The following is an 18,233-nucleotide window of genomic DNA, read 5'->3' on the forward strand; positions in this document are numbered from 1 at the left end:
TATGATAGTGAGTTCAAATTCGCTTGTCAAGAGCGTTAAAACAAAAAAACGGCAGAAATTTAATGGAATTTTTCTATCCACACCGCTTGTGGATAACTTTGTGGATTAGTTTTTGCGGAGTGGGGCAAAATACAGGAAATATGCGACTTTGCGAGATCGGCTTTCAATTTGGCTATAAAATGACATGTTTTTATTTATCAATAAGATATGAAAAATCTAGTCTTTTTTTTATTATTTTTTTTGAAAATTTGAAGTTTGCCTCTTGACAGTTGGGAGACTGTGCAAAAAGTCAATTTTTGATAATTGTTTTTCGAGGAAAAAAATAGCTAACCCCGTGTGTTATCGACGAAATAAGCGGATCCGTGCAAATCCTCCTGACCTCCGTATCATTCATATAAAATTTCACTCTGAAATATGTTAAACTACCGCACTTTCGATCTTGATTTTCTAATCTGGTACTGCTATGTCAAAACCCAATTCCAAACCGTTCAAACTGCATTCCGATTTTAAACCGTCGGGCGATCAGCCGCAGGCAATCGCCAAACTGATTGAGGGCTTGGAGGACGGTTTGGCGCACCAAACGTTGTTGGGGGTGACCGGGTCGGGCAAAACCTTTACCATCGCCAATGTGATCGCCACACTCAACCGCCCGGCGATGTTGCTGGCGCCGAATAAAACCCTGGCGGCACAGCTTTACGCCGAGATGAAGGAATTTTTTCCGGAAAATGCGGTCGAGTATTTCGTCTCTTACTACGATTACTATCAGCCGGAAGCCTATGTGCCGGCGAGCGATACCTTCATCGAGAAAGACGCGTCGATTAACGATCAGATCGAACAAATGCGCTTGTCGGCGACCAAATCCTTTTTGGAACGGCGCGATACCATTGTGGTTGCTTCCGTGTCGGCGATTTACGGCTTGGGCGATCCCGATTCTTACCTGAAAATGATGTTGCACCTGCAAAGCGGGGCGATTATTGATCAACGCCAGATTTTATCTAAACTGGCGGAGTTGCAATATACCCGTAATGATCAAGCCTTTCAGCGCGGTACCTTTCGCGTGCGCGGCGAAATTATTGATATTTTCCCGGCGGAATCGGACGATGTGGCGTTGCGCGTCGAACTGTTTGATGAAGAAGTGGAACGCTTGAGCCTGTTTGATCCGCTGACCGGGCATAATTTCGGCGCAGTGCCGCGCTACACCGTTTATCCGAAAAGCCACTATGTGACCCCGCGCGAACGGGTGCTGGAGGCGATCGAACGGATTAAAGCCGAATTGGCGGAGCGCCGCCAATATCTGTTGGAGAATAATAAACTGTTGGAAGAACAGCGGATTACCCAGCGCACCCAGTTTGATATTGAGATGATGAACGAATTGGGTTACTGCTCGGGCATTGAAAACTACTCACGTTATCTGTCAGGACGCGGCGAGGGCGAGCCGCCGCCGACCTTGTTTGATTATATTCCGAGTGACGGTTTGCTGATTATCGACGAGTCCCATGTCACTGTGCCGCAAATCGGCGGAATGTATCGCGGCGACCGCGCGCGTAAAGAAACACTGGTGGAATACGGTTTCCGCCTGCCGTCGGCGTTGGACAACCGCCCGTTGCGTTTTGAAGAGTTTGAACGGCTTGCACCGCAGACGATTTATGTCTCCGCCACGCCCGGACCTTACGAGCTGGAAAAATCCGGGGGCGAGCTGATCGATCAAGTGGTGCGTCCGACCGGTTTACTCGATCCGATTTTAGAAGTGCGTCCGGTGGCGACCCAAGTTGATGATTTATTGTCGGAAATCCGGATTCGCAGCGATAAGCACGAGCGAGTATTGGTCACCACCTTAACCAAACGCATGGCGGAAGATTTGACCGATTATCTGGAAGAACACGGTGTGCGCGTGCGTTATCTGCATTCGGATATTGATACCGTCGAGCGGGTGGAAATTATCCGCGATCTGCGTTTGGGCGAGTTCGATGTGTTGGTCGGGATCAACTTATTGCGTGAGGGGTTGGATATTCCGGAAGTGTCGCTGGTGGCGATTTTAGATGCCGATAAAGAGGGCTTCCTGCGCTCGGAACGCTCGTTGATTCAAACCATCGGACGCGCCGCGCGTAACCTGCACGGCAAAGCGATTTTATATGCCGATCGGATCACCAATTCGATGGAAAAAGCGATTGGCGAAACCAACCGCCGCCGTGAAAAACAGATGGCGCACAATGAAAAACACGGCATTGTGCCACAAGCGTTAAACAAAAAAGTCGGCGAACTGCTCGATATCGGGCAAGGCGCAAGCAACAAAGCGCGCGGCAAACAGAAACTGGCAAAAGCCGCCGAACCAAGTGCGGTTTACCAACCGAAAAACGCCAAAGAGTTTGAGCAACAGGTTAAAAAACTGGAACAGCAAATGTACCAACACGCGCAAAATCTGGAATTCGAACAAGCCGCTGCGGTGCGTGATGAATTGCACCGCCTGCGGGAGCGGTTTGTATTAGGCGATTAAGCTGGATAGAGGATAAAATGAAACAAAATACAGATAACTCATTCAATAAAGTAGGGGCGGATTAACTATCCGCCCGAACCGCACTTTGCATTTTTCTGTTGTCGATTAAATGCTTATACCGCACTTCGCAAACGGGCGGATAGTTAATCCGCCCCTACAATGCAAACGCAATATTGAAGGTTATCTATAATTTGATTTTAGCTTTTTTATAACGAATAAAATTAAGATAGAGAACCATTTTGCAAAACCAAAAAAACAAAAAAACACAACCTAAACGCCACTCGCAACCGCTCACCCCGACGCAAAAAAATTTGTTGGCGCAATTAAACGAGGTGATGTTGAGTGATAAACGCCGTTTGAGCGGGCGGATTTACGGCTTGGGCAATATTAAAAACCAAGCGGCGCAAAGTGCGGTGGTGGCGGAAATCGAACAGGCGATTGCGGTGGCGAAAGTGCGGTTGGCGCAGCGGCAGACCGCACTTGCGATTGAATTCCCAGAGAATTTGCCGGTCAGTCAGCGCAAAACGGAAATTCTGAAAACCATTGCCGAACATCAGGTGGTGGTGATCGCCGGCGAAACCGGATCGGGCAAAACCACCCAGTTGCCGAAAATGTGCCTTGAACTGGGTTTAGGCACCAAAGGCATGATCGGGCACACCCAACCGCGCCGAATTGCGGCGCGTTCGGTGGCGGCGCGGATTGCGGAGGAGCTGAAAACCGAACTGGGCGAGTTGGTCGGCTACAAAGTGCGGTTCAGCGATCAGGTCAGCGACAAGAGTCGGATCAAATTGATGACCGACGGGATTTTGCTGGCGGAAATTCAGACTGACCGCTACCTCAATCAATACGACACCCTGATCATCGACGAAGCCCACGAACGCAGTTTGAACAACGATTTTATTCTCGGTTATCTGAAACAACTGTTGCCGAAACGCCCTGATCTGAAATTGATTATCACCTCCGCCACCATCGACGTGGAGCGGTTTTCCAAGCATTTCAACAACGCGCCGATTATCGAAGTGTCGGGGCGCACGTTTCCGGTCGAAGTGCGCTATCGCCCGTTGGCGGAGGCGGACGATCAAGACCAAATTCAAGGTATTCTGAACGCTGTTGAGGAATTGCAAGCGGAAGGGCGCGGCGATATTTTGATCTTCCTCAGCGGCGAACGTGAAATTCGCGACACCGCCGACGCATTGCAGAAACAACAGCTGCGCCATACGGAAATTTTGCCGCTGTACGCGCGCTTATCGGCGCAGGAGCAGAACCGTATTTTCCAGCCGAGCGGATTGAATCGGATTGTGTTGGCGACCAACGTGGCGGAAACCTCACTCACCGTGCCGGGGATTAAATATGTGATCGACCCCGGTACGGCACGGATTTCGCGTTACAGCTACCGCACCAAAGTGCAACGCCTGCCGATCGAAGCAATTTCGCAAGCCTCCGCCAACCAGCGTAAAGGGCGTTGCGGACGGGTGTCGGAGGGAATTTGTATCCGCCTGTATTCGGAGGAGGATTTCAACGCCCGCCCCGAATTCACCGATCCGGAAATTTTGCGCACTAATTTAGCTTCGGTGATTTTGCAGATGACCGCACTTGGACTGGACGATATTGAATCCTTTCCGTTTGTCGACGCGCCGGATCGCCGCTACATTCAGGACGGGATTAAATTATTGGAGGAGCTGCAAGCCTTTAATCTGGTGAAAACCAAGCAGGGCGAACAGCGCAAATTGACCGCCGCAGGACGGCAGTTGGCGGCGTTGCCGGTTGACCCTCGGTTGGCGAAAATGGTATTGAGTGCGGCGCAATTCGGCAGTTTGCGTGAGGTGATGATTATCGTGGCGGCGTTGTCGATCCAAGATCCGCGCGAACGCCCGCAGGAAAAACAGCAAGCCGCCGATGAAAAACACCGTCGCTTTGTCGATGAGCAATCGGATTTCTTGGCGTTTATCAACCTGTGGAATTATCTGCAACAACAGCAAAAAGCCTTGAGCAACAACCAATTCCGCCGTTTGTGCAAAAGCGAATACCTGAATTATCTGCGCTTGCGCGAGTGGCAGGATATTTATCATCAATTGCGCTTAAGCGTGCGTGAAATGGGGCTGCATATCAATTCGACCGAAGCGGATTACGGCGCAATTCACCGTGCACTCTTGACCGGTTTGCTGTCGCATATCGGTTTGAAAGAGGCGGAAAAACAGCAGTATCTCGGTGCGCGTAACACCCATTTCTCCGTGTTCCCCAATTCGGTGCTGTTTAAGAAAAATCCGAAATGGCTGATCGCCGCCGAACTGGTCGAAACCTCAAAACTGTGGGGGCGAATGCTGGCGAAAATCGAACCGGAATGGATCGAGCCGTTGGCAGGGCATTTGACCAAATCCAGCTACGCCGAACCGCATTGGGAAAAATCGAAAGGGGCGGTGATCGCCAGCGAAAAAGTGGTGCTGTACGGCATGCCGATTGTGGCTGCACGTCCGATTAATTTCGGCAATATCGATCCGCAATTGAGCCGCGAAATTTTTATCCAAGCGGCATTGGTTGAGGGCAATTGGAACGCACGGCATAAATTTTTCCAACAAAATATGAAGCTGATCCGTGAAGTGGAGGAGCTGGAACACAAAAGCCGTCGGCGCGATATTTTGGTGGACGAACGCCGCTTGTTTGAGTTTTACGACCAACGGATCGGGCAAGACGTGGTGTCGCAAAAACATTTCGACAGCTGGTGGAAAACGGCGCAACAGCAAAATCCCGAGCTGCTCAATTTTGAAAAAGCGTTTTTAACCAATGACGAAGCGCAAACGGTCAGCCATTTGGATTTCCCGAATTTTTGGCAGCAGGGCAATTTGAAGTTGAAACTCAGCTATCAATTCGAACCCGGCAGCGAGGCGGACGGCGTGACGGTGCATATCCCGCTGGCATTGCTGAACCAAGTCGAGCCGCAAGGTTTTGACTGGCAAATTCCGGGCTTGCGCCGTGAGTTGGTGATTGCACTGATTAAATCGTTACCCAAAGCCATGCGGCGTAATTTTGTGCCGGCACCGAACTATGCCGACGCTTTTTTGGGGCGCGCCGAACCGTTGGCGAAACCGCTGTTGGAGAGTTTGCAATATGAACTACGCCGTATGACCGGGGTCACGGTTGAACCGGAATTGTGGAATGTCGAGCAGCTTGAACCGCACTTGAAGATCACCTTCCGTGTGATTGACGACAACGGGCGTAAACTGCGCGAGAGCACTGATTTGGATCAACTGAAATTCGAGCTGAAAGATCAGGTGCAACAAAGCCTGTCGGCGGTGGCGGACGACGGGATCGAGCAGAGCGGCATTCATATTTGGAATTTCGACACGCTACCGCACTTTTACCAGCAGAAAAAACGCGGCTACAGCGTGAAAGCCTATCCGGCGTTGGTCGATGAGCAGCAATCGGTCGGAATCAAGCTGTTTGAAACCGAATTCGAACAGCAACGTGCCATGCAGCAGGGCTTACGCCGTTTGTTGCTGTTGAATGTGCCGTCGCCGATTAAATATCTGCATGAAAAATTGCCGAATAAAGCCAAATTGGGCTTGTATTTCACCCCGTTCGGGCGCGTATTGGATCTGATTGACGATTGTATCGCCTGTGCGGTGGATAAATTGATCGCCGATTTTGGCGGCGTGGTTTGGGAAGAAGCGGCGTTTCAGCGCTTGCGTGATTACGTTCGCGAGAATCTGAATGAGACCACGGTCGGGATTGCCAAACAGGTCGAGCAGATTTTGACCCTGACCTTTGAGTTGAATAAACGTTTGAAAGGCAAAATGGATTTCACTATGGCATTTGCGCTGTCGGATATTAAAAGCCAGCTGGCGAATTTGGTTCAGCAAGGCTTTGTGCAACGCAACGGCTATCAGCGGCTGCCGGATTTATTGCGTTATTTGCAAGCGATTGATAAACGGATCGACAAACTGGCGCAAGACGTGAACCGCGATCGCGCCAATATGTTGCGGGTGGAAAAAGTCAGCGAAGCCTATCAGCAACTGTTGGCAAAACTGCCGAAATCACAACCGATCAGCGATGAGATTTTGGAAATCCGTTATATGATTGAAGAACTGCGCGTCAGTCTGTTTGCCCAACAACTGGGCACGGCGTACCCAATTTCGGATAAACGGATTTTGAACAGTATTCAGAGTGCGGGGTAGGTTGTCGCATTAAAATTTTTCCCTCCGCGTGCGGAGGGAGATCCGAAGGGCGGAAGGGATAATTTATGCCCAATACCGCACTTTGGCTTGTTGCAGTTTGTCGTAGGCAGCCAATAATTTTTGATGGGCGGCGAAGTTGCTCAGGGTTTCATCCCCGGCGATTAAATCATAGAACGGATTGCCGCCGTTGATCGCACTCCAACAGGCATTGACCGCACTTTCACCGTATAAACGACAGAATGCAGCAAAATATTGCGCCGGATCGCGCTCGCTGTCTAAATGCAATTCTAAGGATTGAATTAAACAACGGTAGTAGTTATTGCGTTCGGCGGTAAACACCGAGGAGGTGGTATCGAGCGTCCAATTCGCCCACAGCAATGCGTTTCCCCAATCGCCGCAAGCCAGATAGAGCATGGATTTTAACTCGCCGATACGCAAGGTTTGCCAGCCGGATTTCGGTGGGGCGACGATACCGATAAATTCACGTACGCGGGTGAAATCGTCAATGCCTTGTTGGTCTAACTCGTCGAGCAGTTCTAAGTGAGTGTCGCGCTCATGATGAAAGTGCGGTAGATCCAACAGGATTTCGCGCCATTCCATGCCCATATTGTTATTGGCGTAAATCAAATCGTCCGCCGGATAAATATCCGACATGCCCGGCACGATAATGCGGCAGACATACACACCTAAATGGTTGTAGTCCATGATATAGACTTCTTTCTGTTCGGCGTTAAAGATTGACATCAGGTTGTCGAATTCTTGCTCGGTGGTGCCGGAAAAATCCCAATCGACGAACGGGTAATCGCTGTCTTGTTTGAACAGATCCCACGAGATCAAACCGCTGGAGTCAATAAAATGGGTCTCTAGGTTGGCGTGCTCGGCAACGTCAGCATTGTCAAATGACGGCGGGGTGAACACGTCTAAATCTTTCAAACTGCGCCCTTGCAGCAGCTCGGTGACGGTGCGCTCCAATGCGACTTTAAAGTTCGGGTGCGCGCCGAACGAGGCGAAACAAGTGCCGTTGTTCGGATTGAGCAAAATCACACAAATCACCGGATATTTGCCGCCAAGGGAGGCGTCGTAGGCTAAAATAGGGAAGCCCTCTTGTTCTAAGGTCGCAATCGCTTCTTGAATATAAGGGTAACGTGCAATGACCTCGCTTGGGATTTCCGGCAGGCTGATCGCTTCGGCGATAATTTTGTTTTTCACATGGCGTTCAAACACTTCCGATAGACCTTGCACCCGCGCTTCGTTTTGGCTGTTGCCGGCGGACATACCGTTGGAAACGTATAAGTTGGCGATAATGCTTTGCGGAATATACACCGTTTGCTGATCGCGTTGGCGCACATACGGCATGGCGACAATGCCGCGTTCACCATTGCCGGATTGCAGATCGATCAGTTGTTCCGGTGTCAGTTCTTGGTTCGGATTGTAATACTGTTGCAAATAGTCGTCTAAAATACCTTGCGGTAATTGATCTTCATCTTCAATCTTAAACCATTTTTCATTCGGATAATGCACGAAATCGCCGTTGGCAATCTTTGTTCCCAAAAAGAAATCGGCGAAAAAATAGTTGGTGGAAAGGCGTTCAAAATATTCGCCCAAGGCGGAAGCCAGTGCGGCCTTTTTGCTTGCGCCTTTGCCGTTGGTGAAACATTGCGGGCAATCGCTATCGCGAATATGCACCGACCACACATTCGGTACGGGATTTAACCATGAGGTTTCTTCGATATTGAAACCCAGTTGGGTTAATTTGCTTTGAAAGCGGTGAATACTGTCTTCTAGGGCGGCGTCTTTGCCGGTGATATAAGTTTGTTGTGGCATAGTATTCTCTTATTAGCGGGAAAAAATTGACATTGTTGCCGCATAATAGGCAACAACCGCACTTTCGGCAAGAAACATTTGTGATAAAGCGTTATTTTTAAGCAAAAAACGATTGAAATTTATTGTAAAAAATTTATGCTAACAAGGGCATTTTGAAATTTGCGATTTCAAAATGAATCAGTTAGTCAATAGCGAGGAAAATGTTATGGCACAAGGTTGGTATGAATTAAAAGTGGCAAAAGACGGACAGTTTATGTTTAATCTGAAAGCGGCAAACAGCCAGGTGATCCTGACCAGTGAGCTGTATAAAACCCGTGCGGCGGCGGAAAATGGTATTGCCTCTGTACAAAAAAACGGGGCTGACGAAACGGCGTATGAAATTCGGGTGGCGAAAAACGGCAAACCGTATTTTATTTTGAAAGCGAAGAACCATCAAGAAATCGGTCGCAGTCAATATTACAGTTCGGAAGCCGTTGCTAAAAAAGGGATTGCGTCGGTCGCACGTAATGCGGCGAGTAGCGTGATTAAGGATAAAACGGCGGAAGAGTAGGTTGTTTTATAGCATATACCAAAAGTGCGGTTATGATCGGTGATCTGACCGCACTTTTTTGTTGCATTTAGTTGCGCTTAATACGGCACTTCCAAGCGCCCGCCGTCCAGATATTGGATGTTTTGCGGCAGGGTCAACACTTCGATTTCCGGATTGGGAGAAAGGAAGAAAATCCGATTATGGCGTGAAATCGCCTCAATCGGGAAGATAAAATCCACGCTACGGGTTTGATTCTGATCCATGCCGGAATTAAACACCACTTGGAATTCTTTATTAAAAATAATATGCCCTTGATAGGTATACAGCGTCAGCCATTCGATCGAATGGATTGGCTTTTGTGAGGTCACCTTGATTTGGTAGCGCAGTAGCAAGTTGGTTTCGCTTTGATCGGTCGTTAAAAAATACTCCGGTCCGCTCAGGTTGACGCGTGATTTAAATTCATTCAGTAACGGCGAATTGGGCGAAGCATAAGACAAAATGGTGTGTTCTGTCGCTTTGCTATTGCCGACATTGATATTGAACAATGCCGAACCGATAATTAAGGCGATCATCGCAATAAAAATAGAACCGTATTTAAAGAGTACATTCATCCTGAGTTTACCTGACAACATAATGTAGAAAGTCAACGGCAATCTACATTATGCCGTAAATTGCGGGGAGAACCGCACTTATTACTCTCGGTATTCTGACATAAATTGAGTGGCTTTTTCCACCATATTTTTTGAACCGACAAATAACGGAATACGTTGGTGCAACTCGGTCGGTTCAATATCCAGAATGCGGCGGTAGCCGTCGCTCGCCAATCCGCCGGCTTGTTCGGCTAAAAATGCCATCGGATTGCCTTCGTATAATAAACGCAGTTTGCCGAGCGGATAATGGGTGGACGTCGGATAGATATAAATGCCGCCTTTCAGCAAATTACGGTGGAAGTCGGACACCAACGAGCCGATATAACGCGAGGTGTAAGGGCGTTTGGTGCCGTCGTCTTCTTCTTGGCAATATTTCAGGTATTTTTTCACGCCCATCGGGAATTTCAAATAGTTGCCTTCGTTAATCGAGTAGCAAGTGCCGTTTTGCGGAATTTTGATATTTTCGTGGGAAAGAATAAATACCCCTAACGACGGATCATAGGTGAAGCCGTTGACACCGTTGCCGGTGGTGTAAACCAGCATGGTGGAGGAGCCGTAAACGATATAGCCGGCGGCAACCTGCTTATGTCCCGGTTGTAAAAAATCCTCCAACGTGACGGGAGTGCCGATTGGCGAAATACGGCGATAAATCGAGAAAATGGTGCCGACCGCCACATTGACGTCAATATTGGACGAGCCGTCGAGCGGATCGGTGAGGATTACATATTTGGCATTGCGGCCGCGTTCGGTATCAAACGCTACGAAGTTTTCTTCCTCTTCCGAGCCGAAACCCGCCACCTCGTCACGGGCAATCAAGGCGGCCTTCATTTTTTCGTGCGCGAAAGCGTCTAACTTCATCTGTGCTTCGCCTTGCACATTTTCCACGCCGGAGTTGCCGATGATGTCATTGGTCAATCCGGCTTTATTAATGTCACGATGAATAATTTTTGCCACTAAACGGATAGACGATAAAATGCCACTCAATTCGCCCCTGGCATTCGGATAGTCCGCCTGTTTTTCAACGATAAATTCGCCTAATGTTTTCATTTTTCCCCCAGTACGATAAATAGAATAATTAAACGGAAACCTGTGATATTTTATTGTATAATCGGCAGGCTTTATGTGGTTGATATTATAACAGTCATTTGCGTTGACGTTTGCCGGCAGCGTGCAAGTTGTGATCTCAACCACATTTTAATTGATAAAAGAGCGGTTAACGAATATGAAACAACAACATATCCATATTTTGGGGATTTGTGGCACCTTTATGGGCGGCGTGGCGATTATTGCGCGCCAAATGGGATATAACGTCACGGGATCGGACGTCAATGTCTATCCGCCGATGAGCACGTTTTTGCAAAAGAGCGGGATTGAGATTATCCCGAATTACGATCCGGCGCAGCTTAATCCGCAACCGGATATGGTGATCATAGGCAATGCGATGAAGCGCGGCAATCCGTGTGTGGAATATGTGTTGGATCACGCCATTCCTTATACTTCCGGCCCGCAATGGCTGCATGACAATTTATTGCGTCGGCGCAAAGTATTGGCGGTGTCCGGCACGCACGGCAAAACCACCACCAGCAGCATTTTGGCATGGATTTTAGCCGATAACGGCTTGAATCCCGGCTTTTTAATCGGCGGCGTAACCGGCAATTTCGCCACCTCGGCGCAATTGGGCGACAGTCCGTATTTTGTGATTGAAGCGGATGAGTACGATACGGCATTTTTTGACAAGCGTTCCAAGTTTGTGCATTACAACCCGAATACCTTGATTATTAACAATATCGGTTTTGATCATGCGGATATTTTCGATGATCTGGCGGCGATTCAGCGTCAATTCCACCATATGATTCGGATTATTCCGCAATCGGGCTTGGTGTTGTCGGCACAAGACGATGTCACGGTCAAACAGACGTTGGACATGGGCTGTTGGAGCGAACAGCAATTCTTAGGCGAAAACGAAGAGTGGTTTGCACAAAAAATTTCGCAAGACAGCAGCCATTTTGCCGTTTACCACCAGCGGCAAAAAGCGGCGGAAGTGGCATGGGAGGTGTTTGGCGAGCATAACATGCACAATGCGTTAATGGCGATTGCCGCAGCATACCGTGCCGGCGTGCCGGTTGAACAGGCTTGTGCTTCGTTGGCGACATTTATCAACACCAATCGTCGCTTGGAAGTGAAAGGGAAAGTGAAAGACATCACCGTATATGATGATTTTGCCCACCATCCGGCGGAAATTAGCGCAACCATTTCGGCCTTGCGTGATCGCGTCGGCGGCGCGAAACGGATTTTGGCGGTGTTAGAGCCGCGTTCCAATACCATGAAAATGGGCTTGCATAAAAATGAATTGGCGGCGTCATTGGTGAAGTCGGATTATGTCTTTTTGTTGCAGCCGGACAATATTCCGTGGGAAGTGGCGGAAATTGCCGAGAAATCGACCGTGCCGACGAAGTGGAGCGGCAATATCGAGTTGTTGATCGAGCTGATTGCGGCTGAAGCGCAAGCCGGTGATCATATTTTAATTATGAGCAACGGCAGTTTTGACGGTATTCACCAAAAGTTACTCGATAAGTTAGCGGCTTAAATTAGAAAAAGTAATGGTAATAATGTGACCTTTTTCACATTATCGGAATTAAAACGCTATATTTTTGAAATATCGAAAATAAAACGTGTAATTTCTAGTTTATGTTGGTACTATTCTACCGCTCTTTGAGTAGCACAAGATTTACCATGTCATGAAAATCAAATCTGGTTTGGTTGTAGTGTTGTAAGGTAAGATTTTTTTAATTATTTATTTAGGATGTAGCAATGTCTCAAGCAAAAGGAACCGTAAAATGGTTTAACGAAACTAAAGGTTTTGGTTTTTTACAAGTTGAAGGTGGCGAAGACGTATTCGTACACTTCTCGGCAATCCAAAGCGAAGGTTTCCGCACATTAAAAGAAGGCCAAGCTGTGCTTTTCAATATTGTTGATGATCAACGTGGTAAAAAAGCTGAGAATGTAACTGTCGTTGCTTAATGAGCTGACTTATCGAATTTTTAAAAGCTGCCCTTGTGGCGGCTTTTTTATTGGCTGTTGTTTCGGCTTGTCGGCGGTGGCAAAGTGCGGTTTACAAATGAAAAAAGCACCTCGAAAGGTGCTTTTAAGAATCTGGTTGCGGGGGCTGGATTTGAACCAACGACCTTCGGGTTATGAGCCCGACGAGCTACCAAGCTGCTCCACCCCGCGTCTGTGAGTGGCGTACTATACGCTTTTTTTAATAGAACGCAAGCCTGTTTTGATAATTTTTTTTCAAGCGTTTAAAAAATCGGCATTGCGCGTGTTTTTGCGGCAAAACCGCACTTTGTGTGCCGCTTTTTTATTCAAGAAACAAGCGTCATATGCCCTGTATTTTTTAGCCGTTTTTTGCTAAGGTATCCGCCCCTGAGATACGGGTTTCTTTCATTACAGAAATATAGACGGATTTTATGAAATTTAATTTTAAACTCGGTGTAGTGACAGCCACAGTGGTATTCTTATCAGCTTGCGGATCATCGCCGACGCAAACCGGTAATGCTTATAACGAACGTGCGGAACGTGAAAAGCTAGGTGCGGTTTACCAAGGACGCAGCTATGTCAGCCCGAACCAATATTTGTTTCCTGTTTCTCAGGTGGCGAATAAAAGCGGTGTGATCAATCAAGGGGATTTTTTAACCCAATTATCCGAAGTGCGGTCTTATTCGAGTAATTTGGTCAACCGCCATGCGGGCACTTACGGCAAAATCACCAATTGGGTGCTTTCCGGCGGGGATGTGAATCAATTAACCGATTTCGGCTTGAATTTAAAACAGCTCAGTGGTGAAGACGGCTATCAAAACGTGCTAATGACCGGTTACTATATCCCGGTTTTTCATGGTAGCGCGACTAAGAACAGCCGGTATCAACATCCGGTTTATGCTTTGCCGAAAAACAAACGTTATAGTCGTGCCGAGATCTATAACGGCGCTTTGAACGGGCAAGGCTTAGAACTGGCTTACAGCACCATGTACGATGTGTTTGCGATGGGGGTGCAGGGCAGTGGTTTTATGGATATGGGCAACGGTAAGCTGACCCATTTCGCCTATGGCGGGCAAAACGGGCATCAGTACACCGCCGTCGGGCGTTTATTGGTGGAAGACGGGGAGATCCCGAAAGAAAAAATGTCGATGCAGGCGATCAAAGAATGGGGGGAACGCAATCCGTCCCGCTTTCAAGCGTTGTTGGAACGCAATGCCTCTTATATCTATTTTAAAGTCGATCTGACCGATAAACCGAAAGGCGCGGCCGGAGTACCACTGATCGGTTTATCCTCAATTGCAGTGGACAAAAACATTATTCCGCTCGGCAGCATTGTGTTGGTCGAAATGCCACGGCTTGACAGTCAGGGCAATTGGACGGGACAGCATGATTTGCGCCTGGTGGTGGCGCTTGACGTTGGCGGTGCGATTAAGGGACAACACTTCGATCTCTATCAAGGTATCGGCGATAAAGCCGGTCAAACCGCCGGATTTTTGAAACACTATGGCCGCGCTTGGGTATTGAATTAACAACACATGGAACGAATTGATAATTACGAGCGCCGTTTTGGCGGCATTGGGCGTTTATACGGACAAGCTGAACTGGCACGTTTACAGGCGGCACATATTTGCGTGGTCGGGATCGGCGGGGTCGGTTCGTGGGCGGTGGAAGCGCTGGCGCGCAGCGGGGTCGGCAAACTGACCTTGATTGATATGGACGATATTTGCGTGACCAATGTCAATCGCCAAATCCATGCGTTAAGCGATAATATCGGCGCATTAAAAACCGACACCATGCAAGCGCGGATCACCCAAATCAATCCGCAATGTCAGGTGACGGTGATTGACGATTTTTTGACGCAGGAAAATCTATCGCACTATATCAGCAGCGAATTCGATTATGTGATTGACGCAATCGACAGTGTGAAAGTCAAAGCCGCACTGATTGCTTATTGCAAACGCCATAAAATCAAATTGATTACCACCGGCGGCGCAGGCGGGCAAACCGATCCGACCCAAATTCAAATTGCCGATCTAAGCCGTACTGTTCAAGATCCGCTGGCGGCAAAAGTGCGGTCGCTGTTGCGTAAAACGTACAATTTCACTCAAAATCCAAAACGAAAATTCGGGGTCGATTGCGTGTTTTCGACCCAACCGCTCATCTTTCCCAAAGTGGAAGGTGATTGCCACGTCTCCGCCAGCATGAATTGTGCCAACGGATTCGGCGCGGCAACGATGGTGACGGCGACCTTCGGGTTTTTTGCTGTTGCCAGAGTGCTGGAAAAGCTGTTACGGCAACCGGCAAACCAATCGGGGATAATCCCCTAATCTTAACAAGGAAAAAGCATGAAAATAATAAATAAATCGCTGGCAGGCGTGCTCCTCTCAACCATTGCCTATACTGCCCAGGCAGACGTGATCACCACGGTGAAACCGCTCGGTTTTATCGCCGCAGCAATTGCTGACGGCGTAACCGGCACGCAGGTGTTATTGCCGACCGGCGCTTCGCCGCATGATTACCATCTGCGTCCGTCTGATTTGCAAAAATTGCAGCAAGCGGATCTGGTGGTGTGGATTGGTGCGGATATGGAAACGTTTTTGAGCAAGAGTATTGGACGTTTAGCGGCGGCAAAAGTATTGCAGATTGATAAAATCGACAATATTCAACAGTTGCTAGGCGAGGCATTACACGTGCACGCTGATGGCGACCACGACCACGACCACGACCACGACCACGACCACGACCACGACCACGACCACGACCACGACCACGACCACGACCACGACCACGACCACGACCACAACCACGACCACAACCACGACCACAACCACGATCATGATGGACCGCCGGGAAATGATGATGCACACGATCATGACCATGATCATCACGATCACGCCCACGGTGGTTTGGAAACCGATTGGCACGTCTGGTTCTCCGGCGAGATCAGTGAAAAAATTGCCGAGCAAATAGCACAACGCTTGGCACAGGATTATCCGAATAAAACGGATTTGATTAACCGGAATTTAGCGGAATTTAAGCAGAACGTTGCTGCAAAACAACAACAGCTGAAAACCCAGCTTGATCCAGTGAAGCAAACCGGTTATTACGTTTTCCATGACGCCTACGGTTATTTTGAACGCCAATACGGTTTAAATCATCTTGGCGCATTCACGATTAATCCTGCCGTAGCGCCGGGCGCGAAAACGCTGAACGAGATCAAAGCGGATATTCAGGCGCACAAGGCACAATGCCTGTTTGCCGAACCGCAATTTACGCCGCGTTTGCTAGAAATGCTGCATAAAAGCACCGGGGTAAAATTGGGCGTGCTTGATCCGATGGGCGAAAAAATCGCAATCGGCAAAACCGCTTACACGGAATACCTGCAATCGCTTGCCGATAGTTTCAGCGGGTGTTTAGCGCAGAAATAAAGTAAACTTTTTTCAGGTTTGAATGGTCTAACACCTTGCATTGTGCAAGGTGTTTTTGTTTTTATGAATGAATTTATTGGCTGGATTATTACCGGGAACAGACATGAAAAATAACATTATCGCGTTAATCACCACGTTTGCTTTGAGTTCCCCGCTGTTAGCGAATGGTTTATCACTCGAACAGCAGCGCGAGATTTACCGCAAAGCGGAAAGTTTATTGCCGTTGTCGGCGGAGAAAAAACAGTTTGCATTGGTGGATAAATTAATCGAACAATTGCCCGATTATCCGCTGCTGCCATACCTGCAATATCAACGTTTAATCAGTGATAGCGAACAATTGAACGCGGAAAAGATCCGCCAATTCGCCCTGCAATATCCAGAACTGGCGCAACGGCAGAATCTTGACCGCACTTGGTATCAAACCTTGCAAAAACGGCAGGATTGGCAAGGGATTTTACAGTTTTCCGCAGTTGCGCCGAACGATCTGATTTCGCGTTGTATCCATTTTTCCGCACAAGCCAGAGCGGCGGAAAACCAAAATGAACCGGCGCAAACCGCACTTTGGCAAGCGGTCGGCAAGTTGTGGCTAAACGGCGGTTCATTGCCGTCGGCGTGTGATGATATTTTTCATTTATGGCAAACTGCGGGGCAGCAAAGCGATGATAACGTGCGTGCGCGCGCATTGTTAGCCTTTGAAAAAGGCAGCGACGGCGTATTGCGCCATTTGCGCAATCAAAGCGATGATGTGGTGTTGACCAACTGGCTGGAAAGCTTGGTGGAATTGCACAGCAATCCGCAAACGCTGAGCTTGTTTGTGCAAACGGCGGCGCTTAATCCGCAAAACCGTGCGATTGTCAATCAAAGCTTTGCCCGTTATATTCAACGGCAGCATGAAACCCAATTTAATCCTGCGGATCCGTTTGCCGAATATCAACAATGGGGGACGCGTTTCGGTTTGGATCAAGGCCAATTAAACGGTTGGCGCGCTGCGGTAGTCAGCAAACTGTTTGATTCCGAGAATCCGCAAATTCAGCAATGGCGCGATCAACAAGTGCGGTTATTACAGCAAGACAATCTGACCGAACGCCGCATTCGTTTGGCAATTTTGGCGCAGCAGGATCTTGAACCGTGGCTGAATTTATTATCGACTAACGGTAAAAACCAACAAGAGTGGCGTTTTTGGCAAGCCTTTAATGATGATAAAAAAGGCAAAACGGCACAGGCGCAGCGGCAATGGCAAGGCTTGGCAAAGGAGCGCGGATTTTATCCGATGTTGGCAGCGGAACAACTTAAGCTGGATTATAAACCGCACTTTGACATATTAAACCCGACCGAAGCGGAAACGCAGCTGCAATCCGCCCAACCGGCTTTGCGCCAAATCGACGAATTTTTGGCGATCAACCAATTTGACCAAGCAAAGCAGGCGTGGTTAGCCTTGTTGGCACAAAGCGATAAAGCACGGCAAATCGCATTGGCAGAGTATGCCAATCAAAAACACTGGTATGAATTCGGCGTGCAAGCGACGATTCAAGCCAAAGCCTGGAGCTATCTGGCGCAACGTCTGCCGTTGGCATATCCGCTCTGGTTTGAGCTGAATTTGCAGGGAAAGTGGGTGCCGCAAAGTTTTGCGATGGCGATTGCACGTCAAGAGAGTGCTTGGGACGTGCGGGCGCAATCACACGCTAACGCGCGCGGTTTAATGCAGTTATTGCCAAGTACGGCGAAGGCCACCGCCGATAAATTCGCGTTGCCGTATAACAATGAACGCCAGTTGTTTCAGGCTTTTGATAACATTATGCTCGGCACGCAGCATTTGCAGGAACTGGCAGACCGTTTCGGCGAAAACCGGATTTTTATCGCCGCCGCCTATAATGCCGGCAGCAGTCGTGTCGAGCGGTGGCTGGCGCGATCCGGTGGGCGTTTAAGCATGGCGGAATTTATTGCCACCATTCCGTTTTATGAAACGCGCGGTTATGTGCAAAATGTGCTGACCTTTGATTATTATTACCGCATGTTAACGCAGCAACCGTTAATAAAATTCGCCAAAAGCGAAACTGATCGCTTATACTAGTGCAATAGTATTTTTAGCGGAGGATC

Annotated in this window: 12 protein-coding genes and 1 tRNA gene; 9 read left to right on the top strand and 4 right to left on the bottom strand. The window is 48.5% G+C overall.

Annotated elements, in window-relative coordinates:
• The first annotated feature begins 463 nt into the window (after window positions 1-463).
• Window positions 464-2,494, top strand: a complete 2,031-nt coding sequence (gene uvrB, locus ACWA5Z_RS08595) for an excinuclease ABC subunit UvrB (protein ID WP_431051467.1) — start codon at window positions 464-466, stop codon at window positions 2,492-2,494.
• Window positions 2,495-2,805: 311 nt separating this feature from the next.
• Window positions 2,806-6,666: an ATP-dependent RNA helicase HrpA gene (hrpA, locus tag ACWA5Z_RS08600; protein ID WP_431054322.1), complete on the top strand. Its 3,861-nt coding sequence runs from the start codon at window positions 2,806-2,808 to the stop codon at window positions 6,664-6,666.
• A gap of 63 nt (window positions 6,667-6,729) precedes the next feature.
• Here hrpA and ycaO read toward each other — a convergent pair whose 3' ends face one another.
• Window positions 6,730-8,490, bottom strand: a complete 1,761-nt coding sequence (ycaO, locus tag ACWA5Z_RS08605) for a 30S ribosomal protein S12 methylthiotransferase accessory factor YcaO (RefSeq protein ID WP_431051469.1) — start codon at window positions 8,488-8,490, stop codon at window positions 6,730-6,732.
• A 205-nt stretch (window positions 8,491-8,695) separates the two neighbouring features.
• Here ycaO and ACWA5Z_RS08610 point away from each other — a divergent pair, with 205 nt between their 5' ends.
• On the top strand, window positions 8,696-9,040 hold the full coding sequence (locus ACWA5Z_RS08610; protein WP_431051471.1) for a YegP family protein: 345 nt from the start codon (window positions 8,696-8,698) through the stop codon (window positions 9,038-9,040).
• Window positions 9,041-9,117: 77 nt separating this feature from the next.
• Here ACWA5Z_RS08610 and ACWA5Z_RS08615 read toward each other — a convergent pair whose 3' ends face one another.
• Together ACWA5Z_RS08615 and fbp are read right to left on the bottom strand one after the other, a co-directional pair.
• On the bottom strand, window positions 9,118-9,630 hold the full coding sequence (locus ACWA5Z_RS08615) for a hypothetical protein (RefSeq protein ID WP_431051473.1): 513 nt from the start codon (window positions 9,628-9,630) through the stop codon (window positions 9,118-9,120).
• 81 nt (window positions 9,631-9,711) lie between these two features.
• Complete coding sequence (fbp, locus tag ACWA5Z_RS08620; protein WP_431051475.1) at window positions 9,712-10,716, bottom strand: class 1 fructose-bisphosphatase; 1,005 nt, start codon at window positions 10,714-10,716, stop codon at window positions 9,712-9,714.
• A gap of 175 nt (window positions 10,717-10,891) precedes the next feature.
• Between fbp and mpl the strand changes: the two genes are divergently transcribed.
• Both mpl and ACWA5Z_RS08630 read left to right on the top strand, forming a co-directional pair.
• A complete protein-coding gene (gene mpl / locus ACWA5Z_RS08625; RefSeq protein ID WP_431051476.1) occupies window positions 10,892-12,256 on the top strand; it encodes a UDP-N-acetylmuramate:L-alanyl-gamma-D-glutamyl-meso-diaminopimelate ligase in 1,365 nt (454 codons plus the stop codon).
• 224 nt (window positions 12,257-12,480) lie between these two features.
• A complete protein-coding gene (locus ACWA5Z_RS08630) occupies window positions 12,481-12,690 on the top strand; it encodes a cold-shock protein (protein ID WP_431051478.1) in 210 nt (69 codons plus the stop codon).
• A gap of 133 nt (window positions 12,691-12,823) precedes the next feature.
• On the opposite strand, the gene ACWA5Z_RS08635 is transcribed toward ACWA5Z_RS08630, so the two are convergent.
• Window positions 12,824-12,900, bottom strand: a tRNA-Met gene (locus ACWA5Z_RS08635).
• Window positions 12,901-13,139: 239 nt separating this feature from the next.
• Here ACWA5Z_RS08635 and mltA point away from each other — a divergent pair.
• The 4 genes from mltA to ACWA5Z_RS08655 all read left to right on the top strand — a co-directional run bounded on the left by mltA (window position 13,140) and on the right by ACWA5Z_RS08655 (window position 18,207).
• On the top strand, window positions 13,140-14,237 hold the full coding sequence (mltA, locus tag ACWA5Z_RS08640; RefSeq protein WP_431051480.1) for a murein transglycosylase A: 1,098 nt from the start codon (window positions 13,140-13,142) through the stop codon (window positions 14,235-14,237).
• Window positions 14,238-14,243: 6 nt separating this feature from the next.
• Window positions 14,244-15,035: a tRNA cyclic N6-threonylcarbamoyladenosine(37) synthase TcdA gene (gene tcdA, locus ACWA5Z_RS08645; RefSeq protein ID WP_431051482.1), complete on the top strand. Its 792-nt coding sequence runs from the start codon at window positions 14,244-14,246 to the stop codon at window positions 15,033-15,035.
• A gap of 18 nt (window positions 15,036-15,053) precedes the next feature.
• Window positions 15,054-16,136: a zinc ABC transporter substrate-binding protein ZnuA gene (gene znuA, locus ACWA5Z_RS08650; protein WP_449343182.1), complete on the top strand. Its 1,083-nt coding sequence runs from the start codon at window positions 15,054-15,056 to the stop codon at window positions 16,134-16,136.
• A gap of 103 nt (window positions 16,137-16,239) precedes the next feature.
• Entirely contained in the window at window positions 16,240-18,207 is a 1,968-nt protein-coding gene (locus tag ACWA5Z_RS08655) for a transglycosylase SLT domain-containing protein (RefSeq protein WP_431051486.1), read from the top strand.
• The last annotated feature ends 26 nt before the right edge of the window (window positions 18,208-18,233 follow it).

The organism is Testudinibacter sp. P80/BLE/0925, assembly GCF_053570785.1.